The 21323-nt window shown below is 39.9% G+C and carries 17 protein-coding genes; 4 read left to right on the forward strand and 13 right to left on the reverse strand.

Annotated features, from left to right (window positions below; all coding sequences use genetic code 11):
* Positions 1–61: 61 nt before the first annotated feature.
* The 9 genes from LMH66_RS11975 to LMH66_RS12015 all read right to left on the reverse strand — a co-directional run bounded on the left by LMH66_RS11975 (position 62) and on the right by LMH66_RS12015 (position 11635).
* Positions 62–1072: a WD40/YVTN/BNR-like repeat-containing protein gene (locus LMH66_RS11975; RefSeq protein WP_229370312.1), complete on the reverse strand. Its 1011-nt coding sequence runs from the start codon at positions 1070–1072 to the stop codon at positions 62–64.
* 48 nt (positions 1073–1120) lie between these two features.
* Positions 1121–2485 (reverse strand): DUF1329 domain-containing protein, encoded by a 1365-nt coding sequence (locus LMH66_RS11980; protein ID WP_102528739.1) that lies wholly within the window; start codon positions 2483–2485, stop codon positions 1121–1123.
* Positions 2486–2498: 13 nt separating this feature from the next.
* A complete protein-coding gene (locus LMH66_RS11985; protein ID WP_229370314.1) occupies positions 2499–4550 on the reverse strand; it encodes a DUF1302 domain-containing protein in 2052 nt (683 codons plus the stop codon).
* 315 nt (positions 4551–4865) lie between these two features.
* The gene (locus LMH66_RS11990; protein WP_102528737.1) at positions 4866–5081 is read right to left on the reverse strand and encodes a DUF2835 domain-containing protein; all 216 of its coding nucleotides are present in this window, start codon (positions 5079–5081) and stop codon (positions 4866–4868) included.
* 85 nt (positions 5082–5166) lie between these two features.
* A complete protein-coding gene (gene pepN / locus LMH66_RS11995) occupies positions 5167–7728 on the reverse strand; it encodes an aminopeptidase N (protein ID WP_229370316.1) in 2562 nt (853 codons plus the stop codon).
* Between the two features lie 95 nt (positions 7729–7823).
* A complete protein-coding gene (gene prc, locus LMH66_RS12000) occupies positions 7824–9938 on the reverse strand; it encodes a carboxy terminal-processing peptidase (RefSeq protein WP_229370319.1) in 2115 nt (704 codons plus the stop codon).
* A gap of 22 nt (positions 9939–9960) precedes the next feature.
* Positions 9961–10596 carry an RNA chaperone ProQ gene (gene proQ, locus LMH66_RS12005; RefSeq protein WP_102528734.1) on the reverse strand — a complete coding sequence of 212 codons (636 nt, stop codon included), beginning with the start codon at positions 10594–10596 and terminating at the stop codon, positions 9961–9963.
* Between the two features lie 269 nt (positions 10597–10865).
* The gene (locus LMH66_RS12010) at positions 10866–11324 is read right to left on the reverse strand and encodes a GAF domain-containing protein (RefSeq protein ID WP_229370321.1); all 459 of its coding nucleotides are present in this window, start codon (positions 11322–11324) and stop codon (positions 10866–10868) included.
* Between the two features lie 20 nt (positions 11325–11344).
* On the reverse strand, positions 11345–11635 hold the full coding sequence (locus tag LMH66_RS12015; RefSeq protein WP_102528732.1) for a YebG family protein: 291 nt from the start codon (positions 11633–11635) through the stop codon (positions 11345–11347).
* A 229-nt stretch (positions 11636–11864) separates the two neighbouring features.
* On the opposite strand from LMH66_RS12015, the gene LMH66_RS12020 reads away from it, so the two are divergent.
* From LMH66_RS12020 to LMH66_RS12030, 3 genes are all read left to right on the forward strand, one after another.
* Positions 11865–12494 carry a paraquat-inducible protein A gene (locus LMH66_RS12020; RefSeq protein ID WP_102528760.1) on the forward strand — a complete coding sequence of 210 codons (630 nt, stop codon included), beginning with the start codon at positions 11865–11867 and terminating at the stop codon, positions 12492–12494.
* A gap of 61 nt (positions 12495–12555) precedes the next feature.
* A complete protein-coding gene (locus LMH66_RS12025; RefSeq protein ID WP_229370409.1) occupies positions 12556–13209 on the forward strand; it encodes a paraquat-inducible protein A in 654 nt (217 codons plus the stop codon).
* Entirely contained in the window at positions 13196–15835 is a 2640-nt protein-coding gene (locus LMH66_RS12030; protein WP_229370322.1) for an MlaD family protein, read from the forward strand. Before LMH66_RS12025 ends, LMH66_RS12030 begins: the two co-directional genes overlap by 14 nt.
* Positions 15836–15939: 104 nt before the next feature.
* On the opposite strand, the gene LMH66_RS12035 is transcribed toward LMH66_RS12030, so the two are convergent.
* The gene (locus LMH66_RS12035; RefSeq protein WP_102528730.1) at positions 15940–17166 is read right to left on the reverse strand and encodes a nucleoside recognition domain-containing protein; all 1227 of its coding nucleotides are present in this window, start codon (positions 17164–17166) and stop codon (positions 15940–15942) included.
* 135 nt (positions 17167–17301) lie between these two features.
* Here LMH66_RS12035 and rsmF point away from each other — a divergent pair, with 135 nt between their 5' ends.
* Complete coding sequence (rsmF, locus tag LMH66_RS12040) at positions 17302–18753, forward strand: 16S rRNA (cytosine(1407)-C(5))-methyltransferase RsmF (RefSeq protein WP_229370324.1); 1452 nt, start codon at positions 17302–17304, stop codon at positions 18751–18753.
* Between the two features lie 437 nt (positions 18754–19190).
* Here the strand turns inward: rsmF and LMH66_RS12045 are convergent, their stop codons facing one another.
* From LMH66_RS12045 to holB, 3 genes are read right to left on the reverse strand one after another with little or no spacing between them, the layout of a single operon-like run.
* Complete coding sequence (locus LMH66_RS12045) at positions 19191–19979, reverse strand: TatD family hydrolase (protein WP_229370326.1); 789 nt, start codon at positions 19977–19979, stop codon at positions 19191–19193.
* Positions 19980–20022: 43 nt separating this feature from the next.
* Positions 20023–20349, reverse strand: a complete 327-nt coding sequence (locus LMH66_RS12050) for a PilZ domain-containing protein (protein WP_055024454.1) — start codon at positions 20347–20349, stop codon at positions 20023–20025.
* 12 nt (positions 20350–20361) lie between these two features.
* Complete coding sequence (gene holB, locus LMH66_RS12055) at positions 20362–21321, reverse strand: DNA polymerase III subunit delta' (protein WP_229370327.1); 960 nt, start codon at positions 21319–21321, stop codon at positions 20362–20364.
* Positions 21322–21323 lie beyond the last annotated feature (2 nt).

Raw genomic sequence — 21323 nt, forward strand, 5'->3', positions numbered from 1 at the left:
TCTTCCAGACACGTTTACTTGCCCCGTCACTGAACAAATCCATCGTAAAGCTTAAGCGACTCTATTTGAGCTGAAATAAACCTTTTGAACCTGCAAACCAAACTTGACCTTGATTATCACTTTCAATAGCGACGATATTTTCGCCTTGTCTACGTGCAATGATATTAGCTGTATCAGTATTATCTAACTCGATAACAACACCTGCGTTACCAACAAGGTACAAAGATCCAGAATCAGTAATATAAGCGTTATTAATTGAAGACTTCACCGGTAAAGCGATTTCTTGCCATTGACTGAATTGCTTATCGGTTTTGAAAACATGGCCACGCAAGCCCATGACAAACACTGCGGCATCTGTTTCTATAGCATTAAACATTGAACCTTCATAATCAAAAGGCTGTGTAACAAACGTTACGCCATTATCATCAGATGTGGCGACAAGTCCTAATTCACCTACCATCAACAGTCGATTATCAGCTAATTGGATGACACGGTTAAAGTGAGGTAATAACGCTGATCTTTCTGATAAATATAAAGCTTCATCTTCAGCTTTTAAATCAGCAAGATATGAGACATCTTCAGGGAATAGTAATTCTTCATGAAACTCTTGAACCCAATTCTTGCCACCATCAGCTGTGCGATAAAACAAACCATACGCGCCAACGGCAATACCTTCATTTTCATTAAAAAATAAAATATCCAAAAGCGGTTTTTCAACTTCTGTAGATTGGAATTGCACTTGCCAAGTTAACCCACCATCTTCAGTGTGAATAATGGTTGCATCATGACCTACCGCCCAGCCTTGTTTCTCATTTAAAAAGAACACTTTGGTTAATTGGGAAATAACAGGTGAACTCACTTGTTGCCAATCTTGTTGTTTAACTAACACATGACCGCGTTCACCCACCGCAACAAGGTTTTCACCTGCTTTGGCAATATCTAGGACTAATGAAGACTCAGCGAGTGGCTGTATTTGAACGGTAAGAGGATCGAATTGAGCATGGACTGGCGCAGTAGAAATTAAACAACCTAAGCTGATTGCGACAACATTGCGAAGTGTGCGAAACGACATACAAACTTCCTTAGAAATAATAGGGGCGCAATGCGCCCCATAAAGGTCTTAGCGAATACCTGCGCGACGTAATGCGTCAGGTGTGAAATTAGCTTCAGAAAGCTTAGCATCGAAATCGTACATGCGGCCTTCATTATCTAATCCCATTGCTAAATAACGACGAGATTGTAAATCGTGGAAAATTTCTAACGTGCTCCAATGTGTTGGAACTTCGTAGTAGTTAATCGAATGTGCTGTACCTACACGGTATAACTCATCACGGTTATCGTACATATCCGTTAGCGAAACCTGCCATGAATCTTCATCGATATAGAAAACACGTGTTTTATAAATATGACGCATGCCATCTTTAAGGGTTGCTTTAACTTCCCAAACACGGTGCTTTTCCCAACGAGCAAATTCAGGGTTGATATGACCTGGTTTTAAGATTTGATCATATTCAAGTGAATCTGAATGAAGTTTGTAATCGTTGTAAGGGATATAAAGCTCTTTCTTACCGACCAGTTCCCAGTTATAACGCACAGGCGATCCGTTAAACATATCGAAATCATCAGTTGTTCTTAGACCATCAGACACTGTACCTGGTGTATCAAAGGCAACATTTGGCGCTTTACGAACACGGCGTTGACCCGTGTTATATGTCCAAGCTTGGCGCGGAAGTGCTTCTTGATCCATTGTCTCTTTAACAAGCAAAGCAGTACCTGCAAGACGCGCAGGTTGACGTACAACTTGTTTAAAGAAGAACAAAGTATTTGATTCTTTTAATTGATCCAGAGTAACTTCAGGACGGCTGTAGCTAAAGCGAATCTCTTCAGCCGTTTCAATTAACGTATAAGAACCACCTGCCGTTGGAGCCGCTTGGCTACGAGCAGTTTTGATATCAACACCACGATAACGCAGGATGTGGTTCCAAATCACTTCTAAACCATTATTTGGAATTGGAAATGGCACACTAATAGAAGCGCCACTTACACCGTTACCATTTGCAACCAACTCTGCATTTAAGGCGTTAGCTTTAGTTGCATCATAGACATACTGAGGTAAAGAAGCCGTACGACGACTTTCATACACATTCATTTTGTATGTATCTGGGTATAATTCAAAAAGCTTGTTTTGACCCGGCGTTAAAAATTCAGCGTACTGTGCTTTGTTAGCATTTGTAATGGTGAACAAAATTTTATCAGAAGGAAAAGGATCTGGATGATGCATTCCCTTTTCATAGCCAGCAACTGGAGAAGTAATACCATTATCCCAAGCAGGGATAGAACCGTCAGCATTACCCGCTTTAACAGCACCAATTGGCGTAAGTTCATTACCCAATTTAGCTGCTTCAGCTTCAGATACTTTCGCCATCGCTGCCGGCGCACTAAACGCCATGATCATTGCAGCCGATAATATCGTCAGTTTCTTCATTATTATTATCCTTCTAGATAGAATACTTGACGTTAAACGAGACGTAATCTCGGTCAGTCATTGCATTTGTTGTTCCTACACCACCAAAGAAGTTGTTGTAAGAAATATCTGCTCCCCAGCGGCTGCGATAATCAAAACTAACGCCTAAAGCAACTGATTTACGACCTTCAGTAAATAAGAACATTGGATCAGGAGTGATACCGTCAACATCGTGAGAGAAAATCACACGTGGAGACATGTTCACGCCAGCAAAGATATTATTGTAGTCAGCTTTAGCCACTAAACGATAACCCCAAGCAAAATCAGTTGGGAATGGATTCGTTTCAGGACCATCATGCAAGGCTTCGATAATACCTGGCATATCAGGGTTACCACCTGAACGCGCGGTACCAGGACCATTTAAGCGTAGTTCATCAAAACCAGGCATGTCATGGATCCACACACCACCGACTTCAGCAAGCATGGTTAAATTATCTGTTCCAAAGGTAGGACCAAATAAATGTGTCAATGTAAATTGAGCTTGGGTCGTATCAGATAAAATGAAACCATCAATTGTTTCACCAGCCTCTACACCTTCAATTTGCGACACACCATCTAAATCAGGGCGTATACCAGCATTAGCAAGTTGCTGTGGCATACCTGCAAATAACAATTCAACGTCATCAATTTGTAATGGTTCATCAACACGGTGAGAAACTTCACCCGCAACAGATGTGTCACCGACTAAGGTGTTAAAACTCGCGCCGTATAATTGAATATCTTCAGGGTATACCACTTGAGCCTTAGTAAACGATTCCATACTAAGCATCAACTCACGGTCAATTTCACCGCCACTTGCAGCTAAACGGCCGTAGTCTCTTGCTAAAGCTTCACTGCTAAAGTTAGATGCTGTACCGCTGATAATAGGGCGGCGACTGTGATAATTCATGTAGTACAAGCCAAATTCAGTTTCACCTAGACTCGGCGCGTAATAACCTAACTTGATACCGTATTGACCATCATCACTTGGTTCTGCTTCATCTTGAAGTAAAGCCACTTTAGTAGCATATGGCACCATGTAAGCTGCGAATGCAGGATCAAAATTAGCCGCAGCTGCTGCACCATAAAGCGCGGCATACTCAGACATTAAAAAATCAAGATTGATATCAGGGTTTGAGTTGAAACCTAACTGAGCGTTTTGGTTATAACCACCAAAACCAACAAAGTCATTGGTTGCAAAGTTAGAACCCGCAGATGGAACCCAAACTGGCTCCCAATCATATTGATAATAAGCTTCAACATTTAAATTTTCAGTAACACCTAACGATGCCCATACCATTCCTTGTGGACGGAAAGCTTCTTTAAGTTCAGCACCTGGTGTGTTCAAGATATTTAAATCAACTGGGTTAATGACACCAATACCGTGAGGAATTAATGTGCTTTCCCCCCAAGAAACAACTTGGTTACCGATTCGAACTGATAATGGGTTTTTACCATCATTTAAGTCAAAGTTACCGTAAACAAATGCATCTAATAAACGAATGTCTTTACATTGAACTTCTTCTGCTCGGCTATCCTCACAAGGATCATATTCTTTGCCAGTCAATGGATCGTTATAATCAAAATCGCCATCACTTAATTTGCGATCATAAAAATACATGCCACGTACAAACAAACCGAAGTTCTTATATTCTAAAGACAGCTCGTGCAAACCTTTAAAACGTTCAGAGGTAGTGTCACCCTGAGAATAGAGTAAGTTACTTAAGTCGTTGTTACTTGAGTATGAACCAGGCTGGCCCCAAATTTGAGCTGAAGAGTAGATAGGCGTTTGCCCAAATGGCGCACCGAAACCAGAATAACCAGACCAATCAAACTGTGGCTGGTTAACTTTACCGATTTGGCCTTCCCAATCACGCTCAGAAACACGCCAGCTTGCGCCGACTGTCCATGTTGAGTCAAAGGAGCCTTGTACTTCACCCCAATCAAATGATACAGCATTAGCGCTACTGCTCATCCCTAAAGTCAATGCCGACACCACCCCCAAAGCGAGTGCCGACTTGTTAAAGCGTCTTTTAACAATATTCATTTTTGCTTCTCTCCGTAACCTGCCGGATTCGTTGTTATAGGATTTGAACCAACATTTTGTTAGCCTGCAGGCAACACCATTGTTACAGCAATTAACATCATTGAGCAAGTTCAAAAAACAGAAAATTTGTTAACGAATTGGTGCAGTTAGGAGAAATTAATACAGAATAATCGAACGCTTATTTGAATTGGATCACACGAATTGACTACAAGCAGTAAATATGAAAGAAAAATAGAACTTTTTCAGCAGGTTACATAAGACCAAGTGAAGCTAAATTACCATTTAACAATCAATTGGTCGTTTGAAGTAATTACTCTAAACTTTATTAAGAGAAATAAATTTCCCAGCAGGTTCTAGTTGCAGAATGAATTGTCCTTGTATCCCTGCAGAGGTCACAAATGGTCTAAAATATTTACCATTTATGTGTAAAATTTTGCCATTAATATCCTTTACCTCGACATTTTTAACTGTGCCTTGGTAATAAGGAAGAAAATCTTTAAAACTGATGTACATTGAAAATATAAATTGCATAACTCAATTACTACAAATTATAGAGTGAAATAATGATAGGCAACGATCTAGCATTAAAAATGATAAACCGTCACCCAATTTTAGATTAAGCGTGTTCTAACGCCTTTTCTACTTTCTCAAACAAATCTTTCGATAGGTTAGGTAGCGCTTTTAATCGTAATAAACAGGCTTTCATTTTTTGTTGGCGGCCATCATCAAATTTACTGAACTGAATAAGTGGTGTGATCATTCTGGCAGCAATTTGCGGGTTCAACTCATTCAGTTTGACCAAGATATCCGTTAAGTATTCGTAACCACTGCCGCTCGCATCATGGAACTGGTAAGTATTTGCAGCGACAAAGAAGCCAATTAACGAACGCACTCTATTTGGATTGTTAAAGCTAAAACTTTCATGTTCAGTGAGTGCTTTGATTTCTGTTAAGACTTCTGGCGTGTTTTGTGAAGCTTGTAAACTAAACCATTTATCCATAACCAGTGGCGTTGAAACCCACTTTTGCTCAAAGTCTGCCATCAACGTTTGTTGACAAGTTAACTGACCTGAAACCGCAGCTTTAAGTGCAGCTAGGCTATCGGTCATATTCGTAGCTGCATGATATTGCTCAGTCACTAAGCCTTCATATTCTGATGACACACGCGATAACAATACTAAACAGATATTCTTAAAGGCTCGCGAAGCTGCATTATCTTCCTTAATCAATGAACGATAACGCGTCACTAACTCATCTAAACAGGCTTCAGCAAGTTCATCGATAACAAATTCTCTAGCAGCTTGTAAAGCATCTAAGTCGACAGTATCAACCTGTTCAATTAATGCAGCCGCACTCGGGAATGCCAGTATTTCCGCCACTAACGCTTTGTCTAAGCTTTCATCTAGAATAATGCCTCTTATTGCTTCAATCACTCTAGCATCGAGATGCATTGCCTCTTTAGCAACTAAACTGGCGACATTTTGCCAAACAGCTTGGCTGAATAAACCAACAGAAGCTTCCCAACGTGCTACTTCGCTTGATGCAAAACGTGTTAGATGTACAAGTTGGTCAACATTAAATTCATAATCTAAGCGAACTGGTGCTGAAAAATCTTGCAGTAAAGAAGGCACTGGCATTGCGTCAATATTATCAAATACAAATGTCTGTTCAGCTTCTTTCACATCAAGCACTTGGTTTGTTAAAGGTTGACCAACAGAATTCAATAGCTCAAGGCTGAATGGAATATGCAGAGGGTTTCCTTTCACTCCTTGAGAAGTAACCGATTGACTGACAGTTAACTGGTACTGCTTGTTATCTGCATCATATTGATCAACCACAGTCACCACCGGGGTACCGGCTTGGCTGTACCAATTTCTGAATAAGGTTAAGTCGATACCACTCGCCGTTTCCATTGCATTGACGAAATCATCACAAGTTACCGCTTGGCCATCATGGCGTTCAAAATAACATTTCATCCCTAACTGGAAATTTTGCTCACCTAATATGGTATGCATCATCCGAATAACTTCAGCGCCTTTGTTATAAACAGTCACGGTATAGAAGTTATTCATTTCAATAACAGATTCAGGACGAATTGGATGCGACATAGGGCCTGCATCTTCAGCGAACTGTTGATTTTTCATGACGCGAATGGCTTGAATACGATTGACAGCACGAGAGCCTAAATCTGAACTGAACTCTTGATCTCTAAATACCGTTAAGCCTTCTTTTAAGCTTAACTGAAACCAGTCACGACACGTCACACGGTTACCGGTCCAGTTATGGAAATACTCATGGCCAACAACCGATTCAATACCATGATAATCTTCATCTGTCGCACTGGCGGTATCAGCTAATACGTATTTAGTGTTAAACACGTTTAAGCCTTTATTTTCCATCGCGCCCATATTGAAAAAATCAACGGCAACAATCATATAAATGTCTAGGTCGTATTCTAAATCAAAACGGCTTTCATCCCATTCCATCGATTTTTGTAACGACACCATTGCATGGTCAGCTTTATGCAAGTTTCCTTTATCTACAAATACTTGCAGTTTTACCTCTCGGCCACTACGAGTAATAAACTTATCTTCAAGTAAATCGAAGTCTCCTGCTACAAGGGCAAATAAATAGCTAGGTTTTGGGAATGGATCTTCCCAACGCACAAATTGACGTGATTCACTCACATCGCCCTTTTCAACCAAATTACCATTGCTTAATAAAAACGGGAATGCCGCTTTGTCAGCTTCGATTCTTACCGTATAGATAGCTAAAACATCAGGACGGTCAAGGAAGTAAGTGATCCTTCTGAAGCCTTCAGCTTCACATTGGGTACAGTAAGCGCCATCAGACATATATAAGCCTTCTAGGCTTGAGTTTGCTTCAGGATCTTGCTTAGTAACGAGCATTAACTCAAAATCATTTAAAGAGGTGCTGATAGATAATTGGTTATCTTTTTCTTGGTAATCAGCTGGCTCGCCATTGATATGCACAGACACTAAATTAATTTGCTCGCCTACTAGCACCAATGCTTCGCTGTGCTCGCCTACCCTTTGTATTTTGCTTATCGCAATAACTTCAGTGTCTGAACCCTTTAAATTAAAATCTAACTCGATGTGACTAATAGTGAAAGTCGGTGCTTGATAGTCTTTTAAATGTTTTGCTTGAGCTTGAGTCATAAATAATCCTTGAATAACACTTAGCATTTAACGGGCATAAAATTTACATAATAAAAAACGCGCTAAAAGCGCGTTTTTTGACAATGAAATAGTGTTTATTTCACTGCAGATTTTTTAGCATCAACCATGTCTAAGGTGATTAATGCTGTTTCTTCTAAAAACGCATCCGGTACTTCTAATTCGTCTTCTTCAGACTCTTCAGCATCTGCCGTTTCGTTTTCAGCAACTTCTGTTGATTCTGCATCAGTTTCAGTGGCTTCTTCATCTTCATCATCAAGTGATGCTAAAGGCTCAAGGCCATTTTTAACACGACGCTCATTAGTGCGGTCAAGAATACGCTTTTCATCTTCTTCACGAGAAGCAATGCGCTCACTTTCCACTAATGAAATCGTTTTATCATCATGATGCTTTTTAAATTCAGCAATATCATCAAAGATATAACCAAATTCTACATCGGTTTTGATACGCTGCTGATGCTTGGTATCAAGTTTAGATACCAATTCAGGGTAGATATTACCTAAAGTACCGTATTGCGCTACCGGAACTTTATCCCATGGTAATGCGTTCTTCTCTTCAGATTCACCATATTCACCAGGCTCAAGTGCACTAGGGAAATTGATATCTGGAGTAACCCCTTTTAACTGTGTACTACCGCCATTAATACGGTAAAACTTAGCTATGGTGTATTGTACATGCCCAATAGGTTTTTCGTACATATCATAAATGCGACCTAAGCTTTTATGCTGCTGAACTGTACCTTTACCAAAGCTCGCCTCACCTACAATCAATGCACGATCATAATCCTGAAGCGCTGCAGCAAAAATCTCTGATGCTGAGGCACTGTAGCGATCAACCATAACTGTTAATGGTCCGCTATAGGCACTTTTACCGTCATTATCACGGTTTTGAGTAACGCGGCCATTAGCATCACGGATTTGAACCACTGGTCCCATATCAATGAATAAACCAGTCAGTAATGTCGCTTCGGTTAATGCACCGCCGCCATTACCACGTAAATCAATGATAATACCTTCAACGTTATCTTCTTTTAATTTAACAATTTCTTTTTCTACATCAACGGATAAGTTCATGTAAAAACCCGGAATTTGAATAACACCGACTTTACGGTTAGCGTATTCGCCTTCAGTAGGCTCAACAACTTTAGAGGTTGCAGCGCGATCTTCTAAGCGAATTTTGTCACGAACAATCGTCACTTCAAATGCTTTCGCGTTTGCGCCACCTTTGTTAGGCAAAATTTGAAGATTAACTTCACTGCCTTTAGGGCCTTTAATTAATTCAACAACATCATCTAATCGCCACCCGATGACATCGACTATCTCTTCGTCTTTTTGACCGACACCAATAATTTTGTCTTCTGGAGATAGTTTTTCACTGCTCGCGGCAGGACCACCAGCAACTAAGCTTTTAATTACCGTGTAATCATCATCCATTTGCAACACTGCACCAATACCTTCAAGGCTTAGGTTCATTTCCATTTGGAAACGTTCAGCATTACGTGGAGAGAGATAACTTGTATGAGGTTCAACAGTGCGTGCAAAGGCATTCATAACACCTTGGAACACATCTTCACTATGTGTTTGACTTAAACGTTTGATGGCATTGTTGTAACGCTTGCCAAGAATTTCGACTGTTTCTTCCCAGTCTTTATCAGCAAGTTTTAAATTTAATGCATCGTATTTGACACGTTGGCGCCAAAGTTCATTTAATTCTGCTTCATCTTTTGGCCATGTAGCTTCTTCGCGGTCAAACTCATAGGCATCACCCGCTTCTGTGAAGTCGAATTCTTTGTCTAATAAAGTCAGTGCGTAAGCAAAACGTTCATAGCGACGTTGTTGCAATAAAGAGAACATATTGAAAGCAGGTTCGATATTGCCTGTTTTGACCATATCGTCAAACAAATGTTGATATTGTTTAAAGCTATCAACATCTGCTTGTGTAAGCACATTACGTCTGAAATCTAGCTGTTGTAGATAACGATCGTAAATCAACTCAGAAAAAGCATCATCAAGTTCAAAGCGATGGTAATGAGAGCGTGTGAATAAATTCGTTACCCTCTTACTCGCAACCTTGTGTTGAGGCTCTTGCTCAAGTTTAGGTAACTCGTTGATTTGAATAGTTGGTGAAATTGCCCAAGCCGAAAAACCGACAAATAAAGTGGCAATCGACGCAGCCAAAGTGAGTTTTCGCATCAACAAGTTACTCCTTAAATGATCACGATAATAAAATATGCTCTGCACGTACTTTAACGACTAAACCAGAATCAAGCTGTACATGGACATCTTCTTTCTTGATATCAGTGATAACGCCAGCGACAGGATTTTGTCCTAACTTGACACTAACACGTTGTTTTTGTTTAAGCTCGTCAAATTTTGCAGGGACATAATTAACTTTTGGTGCAGCAGGCTTTTTAGGCTTAGCTGGGCGGTCTTTCTTAACAGGAGCTGCTTTTGAAGAAGGTGCTTTTTTAGCTGGCTTCTTAGGATTTGCTTTAGCAGCTTGTGCTTGACGCTTAGCCTTGGCTTTTTCTTGACCTTCTTTTAAAGTCTGCTGAGCATGATCGATATGCTCTTGCTCAAGTTCGCCACAGTCTTGTCCGTCAAGATCAATACGTTGAACGCCGGTTTTAACACCTTTAAGGTAGCGCCAGCTACTTGTATAACGTCTAAGTGCAACACGCAATTGTGTCTTACTTACTTTAGAATCATCAGCCAACCTTTCAGCTAAATCTTGAAACAACCCAATTTTTAATGGCTTAGTTTCACCTTCTGCAATAAAGCATAAAGGAAATGTTTCATATAAATACGCTAAAACTGCGTTGGTGTCGGTCAACTTGTCTGTTGATTCCATTTTTACTTCCACGTTATATAAGGGGACTGGTTTATAACTATCTTAGCTAGTTACAGTCGTTTATCTTTCGTTAAACAGAGTCTTGCTTAACGTTCAAATTAGCATTTCCTACATGATTGCTAAAGCAATTGAAACATGCCCTAACAAATTAACTTACTTGCCTGCATATTTACAGTAAATAAATTTTAAACATAGTAATGCGTGCAGCTCAGTATTATAAAGCCCATGTCAGCGATTGCGACCTGCAATTTAGCTTATTTGTTCGCAAATTAAGCAAATAAGCAAGATTCGAAGCTTTTAACTAAGATTTCTAAGCCTTTTTGATCATCTTTATCAAAACGATTCAAAGAAGGACTATCAATATCTAACACTGCTATGACATTTTCCCCGTCATGAACTGGCACTACAATTTCCGAATTACTGGCTGCATCGCAAGCAATATGACCTTCAAATTGGTGGACATCTTCAACAAGTTGAGTTTCATCTAAGGCTGCAGCTGTGCCACATACACCTTTGCCAATCACAATGCGTGTACAAGCAACTTTTCCTTGAAATGGTCCTAACACTAATTGGTCGTTGCGCTTAATATAAAAGCCAACCCAATTGATATCATCCAAATTGTCATTTAATAAGGCTGAGAAATTTGCCATACCAGCAATTAAGTCGTCTTCGCCTTCCATTAAGGCCAACACTTGTCTGTTCAAGGTGTCATACATTTCAGCTTTCATTTTACTTCCTAACTATTCTTTTATTCTGCTGCCGCTTTTTTGGGTGCTTTTTTGGCTGCAGGTTTAGCTGCAGGCTTAGCTTTTACGACGCCTTTGAGTAGATTTGCGAGTTCATCTTTATTAGATGCAAGATAAAAAGCAAGTTTCTCTACACTATTTTCGTCAATTTTTAACTCAGCGCTAGTAATAAAAGGAACTAAGTTATCCGCAATATCGAGCATTTTGTCATAGGCATCGGCTTCTTTTTTAGATGTGAACGTCATCTTTTCCACCCCTTCTCTGACCACGACAAACTTTGTAATTACCGCCATGATTAACCTCTTACTGTTTTTATATACAGTGCATAGAGTGTCATAGAACTAACTTCTGATGCAAGTATTCTGATTATTCTGGTATTATCTCATTTCATTGTAACTCGAATCATGATGAATAAACTCAGATAGTGGTCATAATTAGTCGCAATAAGTGGCTATAATATGTCTCAACTTGGATCATTGTTTCGCTGCTCATATTTACTAAATGGATGGTTTTAGCTTTTATATGCCCAAAAATTTAGATCAAGACACTATTATATTGTGCCGCTCTTGTGATTTAGCTGTGCAGCGCCGTGCTTTGCCCTCTAATGTTCGTGCACTATGTCCACGTTGTCATACGGCACTGTATGATGTGCCATATTGCTCTTTAAATGGCATGCTTGCCCTATGTATTGCAGCCATTCTGTTTTATATCCCTGCTAATTTTCTTCCCGTGCTTGAAATACATTTTTTAGGCAGTATTCGAGCAACCACAGTTTATGAAAGTGCATTTGCTGTTTGGGTTCAGGGTTACTGGATTGTTGCTGTCGCCGTTATCGCTGCAGCGGTCGTCGCTCCAGGGTTACTTATATTGTCGATATTGCTGCAAATTATCATTGTAAAGCGCCGACTTCATTCAGCTTTTTGGCAACAGACATATCGTAAATTGCTGAAAAACCATGGCGTACTTTCTCAATTAACAATGTTAGAAATCTATGTCATTTCTTTTTTAGTCGCAGCATTCAATTTATCTGACTTTTCAGATATCTATTTAGGCATGGGCACTTTTTGTTTTGGGATGTTATTTTTGGTTATCCTGTTCTTACAGCGAGAATATAACTTAGAACATATGTGGAGAATGGTTCATGACGAATAATACTTCACACTCAACGACTCAAGCGTCAACGTGTACTGAGTCTACAAGTACTGAGACAAAGATGTTGCAAGAAGATAACGCCACTAATAAATCCAATCTTGGCCAACAAGGTAAAGATATTGGCATGACGCTTTGCGGTACATGTCGCAATATTAACCCTATCGACCAAGGGCGTTGTAGCCGTTGCCATTCTAAAATTCAGCCGCGCAATTATCAAAGCCTACAGCAAAGCTGGGCATTACTAATTACCGCCGCCATATTATTAATACCCGCTAATATTTACCCAATCACAATGCTAACTAACCAAGGTAAAGTGACCTACGACACTATTTTTACAGGCATTGTACATTTGGTTCATTCAGACATGATCCCAATCGCGATTATCGTCTTTACCGCCAGTATTTTAGTGCCATGGTTAAAGATTGTAGGCTTGGCGATATATTTGTCAGCAATCAGTTTTAATCTGCCCGTTTCAAAAAAGAAGCTCATGGTGGGGTTTCATATCATTGAGTGGATTGGTCGATGGTCTATGCTTGATTTATTCGTTATTGCTTTAACAGTGGCAGTAGTGAATATGGGACAACTTCTTGATGCAAAACCTGCACCTGCAGCAACAGCCTTCGCGCTGGTCATTTTATTGACCCAGTTAGCTGCAAAGGTACTTGATACACGTTTACTTTGGGATCGCTTGGAAAAAAACAATGACACGAATTGAATCACCAAAAGTCGTTAAAAAGAAACTCTTCTCTCCAATTTGGTTACTGCCAATTGTGGCTCTCGTACTGGGAGCTTGGCTTGGAGTGAAAAGTATCAAAGAGTCAGGAATTGAAATACAAGTTCATTTCCCCAGTGCCATTGGTATTGATGTTGGTAAAACCTTAGTAAAATACCAAGGATTAACTGTTGGTAAAGTCACTGACATCAGCCTTGATAAGGACTTATCAGGGGTAAATGTCAAAATTGTGATGGATTATCGCTCTGATCCTTTCCTAAATAAGAACACCCTTTTTTGGCTGGTTACGCCAAAAGCCAGTATTACGGGAATTGAAGGGCTAGATACCCTATTTTCAGGAAATTATATTGCGATTGAACCGGGTGATGGTAGTTCAACATCTGAGTTCATTGCATCCACTGAAGCCCCGTCAATGATCCCCAATGAAGAAGAAGGTATCGTTGTTAAGCTAACGACCCCAACTTTAGGTTCATTAGATGTAGGCTCTTTAGTGTTTTACCGCCAAGTACCTGTCGGTAAAGTCGTTAATTATCGTTTGATAGACAGTGACACTATTATCATTAGCACGTTTATTGAGCAGCAGTATGCTCACCTTGTTAATCAGAATTCGCAATTTTGGAATGTGTCAGGACTTAAAATTGATGCCTCACTTTCTGGTATAAAAGTAAATACTGAAAGTTTAGCGTCATTGCTCGCTGGCGGGATTAGTTTTAACTCTGATACTAAAGCGGACAAAGCAATCACCGGCGATAATTACGTTTTATATCCAGATGAAGAAAGCGCTGTAAAAGGGGTTGAGTTTGTATTAACAGCAGATAATGCCGATGAGATTAACCAAGGCTCTGCATTGGTATATCGCGGTATTGAAGTCGGTAAGGTTCATCAAACTCAACTGACTGAAAATGGCGTTAAGTTTTCAGCTAAGTTTGATATTGAATATCAACACCTTTTAAATGCTGATAGTCAGTTTTGGGTAGCGGGTGCTGATATTTCAATGGATGGAGTTAAGCATGTTAGTCGCTTACTGACAGGTAGCGTCGTTAATGTACTTCCTGGTGTATCTGACGAAACATTACCTGAGAAATTTACATTACTTGAGCAATCACCAGACTTATTGAATGACAGTAAACTCAAGATCCAGCTCAGCTCTGATGAGCATAGTGGTCTCACTGCAGGAGCTGAAGTTCGATACAAACAAATGCCAATTGGTGAGATCACTCGAGTGACCTTTACTAAAGATTTTAGTGGCGTTGAGTACCAATTAGAGATCCTGCCAGAATATAAAGGTCTTATCACTACCGATAGTCATTTTGTGTCTGAATCAGCATTAACCATAGATGCTTCACTCGATGGTGTTAGTGTGACCACCCGTGACTTAAACACTGTTATAGCCGGTGCAGTTTCATTAGTCAGAGGCAAAACCAAAGCGTTAGTAAGAGCAAATAGCCAATTTGCACTTTACCGTTCAACAGATCATGCTACTGCGACATTAAGTAAAAATAGTGTCACCACGCTAACCCTAGACAGTATCGATGGCGCAGGCCTTTCAGACGGCTCACCGATTTATTATAAAAAAATGCAAATCGGTAAAGTAACTGAAGTTAATTGGAATAATAAAACAGACCAGTTTTCTATTAGCGTCGCAATTCAAAATAAATTTAGTCAGCTAATACGAGATAATAGTGTCTTCTGGCGTAATGATGCTGCCAGTATTAATGCGAGTTTATCCGGTGTTGAAGTGAATGTGGCGCCACTTGAGGGTGCGCTAAAAGGCAGTTTAAGTTTAGGGCTGTTAAGTGATGAGCTTATCGGAAATCAACAAAGATTATACGATTCAAAAGAACTAGCCTTGAAGCAAGCGAAAACGATTACGTTAGTTTTACCTGCTGAAGCAAAAGTAGCAGCTAAAGCCGCGATTCGATATCAAGGGCATCAGATTGGTGTCGTTCAGCAAGTAAAGCTTAACCAAAATCTTGATACATTAACGGCAAGCGCTTATTTATATGGAGAGTATGCAAGTCACTTCACTAAAGCTGATACAGAATACTTTATTGTCGATGCGCAAATTTCATTAGCAGGCATTAAAGCGCCTGAAACCTTGATAACGGGTCCATATATCGGTGTGATACCCGGTAAAGTCAGCGATGCTATAGATACTTTTGAAGCTCATTTATCAGCTCGTTATGATGCTGACATTGAAGATGATGCTTTAACGCTCATACTTGAAGATAGCCAACTGGGTTCGATAAAAGTGGGCACGCCAATATTCTTTAGAGGTATTTCAATCGGTCAAGTTGATGGTTATACATTGTCGGATAACGGCAACAAAGTCTTAATGTATTCACACATTGAAAAGCAATACACCCACCTAGTAAACCAAAGCAGTCGTTTTTGGGATGCTTCTGGTATTAAATTAGAAGTGGGTATTTTCTCTGGTGCGCAAATTGAAACGGGTTCACTAGAAACATTACTGTCAGGTGGTATATCAGTTGTTACTGAGGATGTGACTTCAGAGCAGAATAAACTATCAGATAATAGCCGTTTTGATCTTTACAACAAGATGAAAGAAGAATGGCGCAGATGGCAGCCTGAACAGGTAAAGCCATAAAATGTTCAATCCAAAAAAAGTCGGCATATGCCGACTTTTTATTGAGCAAATGTAATATGAGTCAGCAGATATGATTACTCTACCCTTATGACTTCTTTAAGTCTTTATCCGTAAAACCAGTAACAAACCCCAATAGCAGCCATGATACCGCCGACATCAGCAGCTAAACCACAGCCAAGCGCATGGCGACTATTTCGAATGCCAACAGAGCCAAAATATACCGCGAGAACATAAAATGTAGTTTCTGTGCTGCCTTGAAAAATAGCTGATAATCGCCCAGCAAATGAATCAACACCATGGTGGTCCATCGTTTCAAGCATCATTGCTCTTGCTCCTGAGCCACTAAAAGGTTTCATTAATGCTGTCGGCATCGCATCAACAAATCGGTTATCAAAGCCGAATAAGGTCACTAAGCTTGATAAACCCTGTAAAGCGAAATCTAACGCGCCTGAAGCCCTTAATAACCCTATTGCCAATAACATCGCCAACAAATAAGGGATCAGCATAATAGCTTGGGAAAAGCCGCCTTTAGCGCCTTCTACAAACTCATCATATATGGCAACCTTTCTATAACCAGCAATCAGTATAAAACTTAAAATTAGCACCAGTAAAATACCGTTACCTAAGGCGGTAGATAAAGTGCCAATAGCCTCAACTGATAAAGTCATTAAATAAAATACACTGGCAATAAGCACACTGATTAAGGTTGCACCGTAAGCAAGCACAACACTATTTAATAAAGAGATACGTTGCACAATAGCCACAACTGACAGCCCCACTAAAGTTGATGCAACTGTGGCAAGTAAAATGGGTAAGAAAACATCTGCGGGGGCAGCAGCGCCTTGTTGAGCACGATATAAAAATACTGTTACAGGCACTAATGTTACAGAAGAAGTATTGAGTACTAAGAACAAAATTTGCGCATTGGTCGCAACGCTTTTTTCGGGGTTTAAACTCTGTAAGTCATGCATAGCCTTAAGGCCAAGTGGAGTTGCAGCATTATCAAGCCCTAGCATATTTGCAGTTAAGTTCATCGACATACTGCCATAAGCTGGGTGTCCTCTTGGCACTTCAGGCATCAACTTGGATAATAACGGCTCGAACAATCGTGCAAACACCGCTACAACACCCGCCTTCTCACCCACTTGCATCAAGCCCATCCAGAGCGCCAACACACCAATGAGTCCAATTGAGATTTCAGCAGCAAGTTTCGCACTACTAAAGATCGCATTGACTGAGTCACTCAGCACTTCAACATGGCCATTAAATAGTTGCACAATGATGGCAATAGCTGCCGTTATAAAGAACAATAACCAAACTCGATTCAGCACTTAATACTCCATCATTATGACCAATGCTAACCCGTTTAGAACTGATGCTTAGTCCACGGGGATAACCTAACTCTTGTTAATGCATGATATAATCTATTTCATTATTACACAGTTGTTTTATCGAAATATTTTACTATGGCTCAAATTAATCCAGATTACCTCACCCACATTGCCGCAGAACTTCCAAAACATCTTGATATGAAAGAGTTTGTTGCAGCTTGTCATCGCCCTTTAAGAAAATCTATACGCATTAATACGCTAAAGATTTCAATAGCCGACTTTAAACAGGTTATGTATTCAAAAGGCTGGGCATTTGAACCTATTCCATGGTGTAAAGAAGGTTTTTGGATAACCCATAACGAAAACCAACAACCTGGCAATTGTGTAGAACATATTCAAGGGCTTTTTTATATTCAAGAAGCCAGTTCAATGTTGCCGCCAGAAGCATTATTTAACGATTTAGGCACCAATGAAACTTATCAAGCGGATATTGTTTTAGATGTTGCTTCCGCTCCAGGCTCTAAAACAACCCAGCTTGCCGCATTAATGAACAACCAAGGCTTACTGATAGCCAATGAATACTCATCTAGCCGCGTTAAAATTTTGCATGCCAATGTACAACGCATGGGGGTCCGTCAAACAGCATTAACCCATTTTGACGGCAAGGTATTCGGTGAATATCTTTACGAAAAGTTTGATGCCATTTTGCTAGATGCCCCCTGTGGTGGTGAAGGCACAGTACGCAAAGATGTAAATGCATTGAAAAATTGGCAACTCGACGATGTCACAGACATTGCAGAAACCCAGAAACAACTTATTGAATCAGCCTTTTTAGCATTAAAGCCCGGTGGCGCTTTAGTTTATTCAACTTGTACACTAAGCCAAATTGAAAACCAGCAAATTTGTCACTATATCCAGCAGCAATACCCCGAAGCAGTTAAATTCGCCTCATTAAATAATTTATTCGCAGGCGCTGAGCAAGCCTGTACAGAAGAAGGTTTTCTACATGTTTGGCCACAAATATTTGACAGCGAAGGCTTCTTTGTCGCTAAAATCATCAAGACCGCATCTGTACCTCGCTTGAAGAAATGCCCCAAACAACAGCGAAACTTCCCGTTTGTTTCAGCTAACCCAACGCAAACCCTAGCCGTTTCAGAGTATTTTAGTCAGAGCTTCAACATCAGCTTACCTAAGCAATATAACGTTATGATCCGCGACGATGAATATTGGTTATTTCCAGAGCAATTCAGCCATTTTATCGGCTTAATGCGTTTTCAACGCATTGGATTTAAACTGGCTGACGTAATGAAAAAAGGGTTTAAAGCTAAACATGAAGCCATTATCGCCTTAAGTGACTTTATTGAAAATCAAGATAGCGTTATTGAGCTTAATCGTCAGCAAGCTATTGAGTTTTTGATGGGACGCGATATTCCAACCAATGAAGTTAACGGCTTAGATATAACCCCTGCAGGTGAAATGATAGTAAGCTTTCATCACAAGCCATTGGGCTTAGTAAAACACTTAGGTCACCGCCTGAAGAATAATTTACCGAGAGAGTTGGTCAAAGATAAAATCGAATCAGTCTAAAATTAGGCGTTAAAGTGAGCATTAAAGTTAAAATCATCCAAAAGTTAAACAGCTTTAATAGGCTAATTTCGCTAGTGATTTAAGCAGTATTAGTTAAATATGGCGATTTATATACGTTAAACATTCATTTATAGCGCATTAATTGTGCAATATAGAAATACACAACTATAATTTACTCAGACGTGTTTAATTAAAGACTTTTGTAGCAAGAATTGAATGTTGGGAATAAGCGGGAATAACGCCTTATTCTCATAACGGTTTACTGAGAGTTTACTGAGAGACAACTCTCAACAGTAGCGCAAGGCTCTTTTCAATAAGAGCCATTCCCCTAGACCCAGAACAATTGGATAGTTTTGGGTCTTTTTTTTGCCTGTAGTTTAATAGAGCAAACCTAATGATTAACGAATGTCGTTAGAATCTTGTCGCTAAAATTAACTCTATCGGCCAATTAATTTGGCAGCATCGGTGAATAGGTTGAAGAAGTTTTCCGAGGTGTAATGAGCTAAATCTTCATATTTTTCACCACGTAGCTCAGCGACAAACTCTGCGACATCGCGAACATAAGCCGGTTGATTTTCTTTGCCGCGATGTGGAACAGGTGCTAGATAAGGCGAATCTGTTTCTACCAATAGTCTATCTTGTGGGACTTGGCGAATAACACTTCGAAGTTCACCTGCGTTTTTAAAAGTGACAATACCTGAAACTGAAATATAAAAACCTAAATCAATCGCCGCTTTTGCCATTTCCCAATTTTCAGTAAAACAGTGTAATACGCCACCCACTTTATCCGCATTGCCTGCTTTTAACATGGCAATGGTATCTTCACGTGCATCTCGGGTATGAACGATCAAGGGTTTATTCACATCAACAGCTAATGCAATTTGTTGTTCAAAACATTGCTGTTGAAGTGTTTTAGTTTCTGGGGCGTAAAAATAGTCAAGACCAGTTTCACCAATTGCTACCACTTTTTTATCAGTGGCAAATTTTTTGATTTCTTCAACATTTAAACCGTCTTGAACATCTAAAGGGTGAACACCAGAAGAAAGGAAGACATTATCAAATTGCGCCATTTTTTCGCGCATAGATTCGAAACCTTGCTGACGCACATTGACGCACAGTAGGTAATCTACGCCACGAGATTTAGCACCATCAATAATGGCTTGTAAACTAGGTTGATCAGGTGCCGCTTTTAAACGGTCTAAGTGGCAATGAGAGTCGATTAACATGGGAATTCTATAAAAGCTAAAATAAGCCAGCAAGAATACCTAGCTACATTGTGCAGGTCAAATCACTTGAAGAAAGTTCGCTCGAAAGTAACTTTTCAATGTGATGTTTATGACTTTCAGGATCGGTTTTAATTTTAACCCCTATCCCTGCAGGTCTGCCACCTGAAGCGCCTAATGGGTTAATCCAAACCACCACACCTTTAAAGTCAGTCATTTGTGATGTTCCAGGTAACTTATACGATATCGACAACTCTTGGCCTAAAAAGTGGCTTTCTGTTGTTGAAATAAATAAACCCGCAGGCTTAATAAAAGGCATATAAGCTCTGTACAACTGGTGCAGAGTATCAAAATTTACAACAAGATCGGTCATAATCTCAGTCTATTATTTAATATGAATAAGTTGTCTAAATTCGAGTATGTAATCTTGGCATAATGCCGGAGCATTCACACTCGCCATCGTTGCTAGCCGTTGGCACATTTGCGCCACTTTTGAAGACAAACCAATAATGTTACTTATAGCTAATGCATCTAGCTCTTTACTTTTTAACACATATTGTCTTAAGTACAAATATAAAACATTAAGTGCATCAACAATTTGATGCTCTGAAACCTTAATTAAACTGCCATTCAAATGGCCAGATTTAATGCTTAACGCCCAATCTGTTCGAAACTGAATCAACTGTTGGTAATGCTGACTACTGAGGCTTTCCGCAAGCTTTAATGGCCCGCCAATCATACTTAAACACCAAGTGACATCATGGGGCTTTTCGCCAGCACGCACTGAAGGTAGCATTTGATGGGCTTTTAACCACTCATATACTTGTTTTCTATCAGGAGCGTGAAATGCCACTTGCTGACAACGACTTTTAATCGTCGCCAATATTCTTGAAGGCACATCTGTTTGTAAAATAATTAATATATTATTACCCGGCTCTTCTAATGTTTTCAGTAAGGCATTGGCTGATGCTAAATTAAACTGCTCACAATTAAGAATAATAGCAACTCTTTGGCCGCCTTGCTGAGCTGTTACAGTTAACTTTTGGCATAAATCACGGATTTGGTCGACTTTTATTATCGTGCCATCCGCTTTGATAACATGACAATCAGGATGTGTGCCGGCCTTAAATAGCAAGCAGCTCTTACATTGGCCACAAGCCCCCACTGGCGTGAGCGCTGTACACATAGCAGCTTCAGCCATTTCGTTTGCCAAAATATGACCACCTAGGCCTTGATCAATACTCACCAGTTGAGCATGAGCGCTATGGCCGCTATGGCGTTCGTTAATAAAACGCTCAAACGGTGCATCCAACCACGGTAATTGCTGTATACCAAATGCTTGCATTA

This window comes from Shewanella sp. 10N.7 (assembly GCF_020806285.1).
GTDB classification, from domain to species: domain Bacteria; phylum Pseudomonadota; class Gammaproteobacteria; order Enterobacterales; family Shewanellaceae; genus Shewanella; species Shewanella electrodiphila.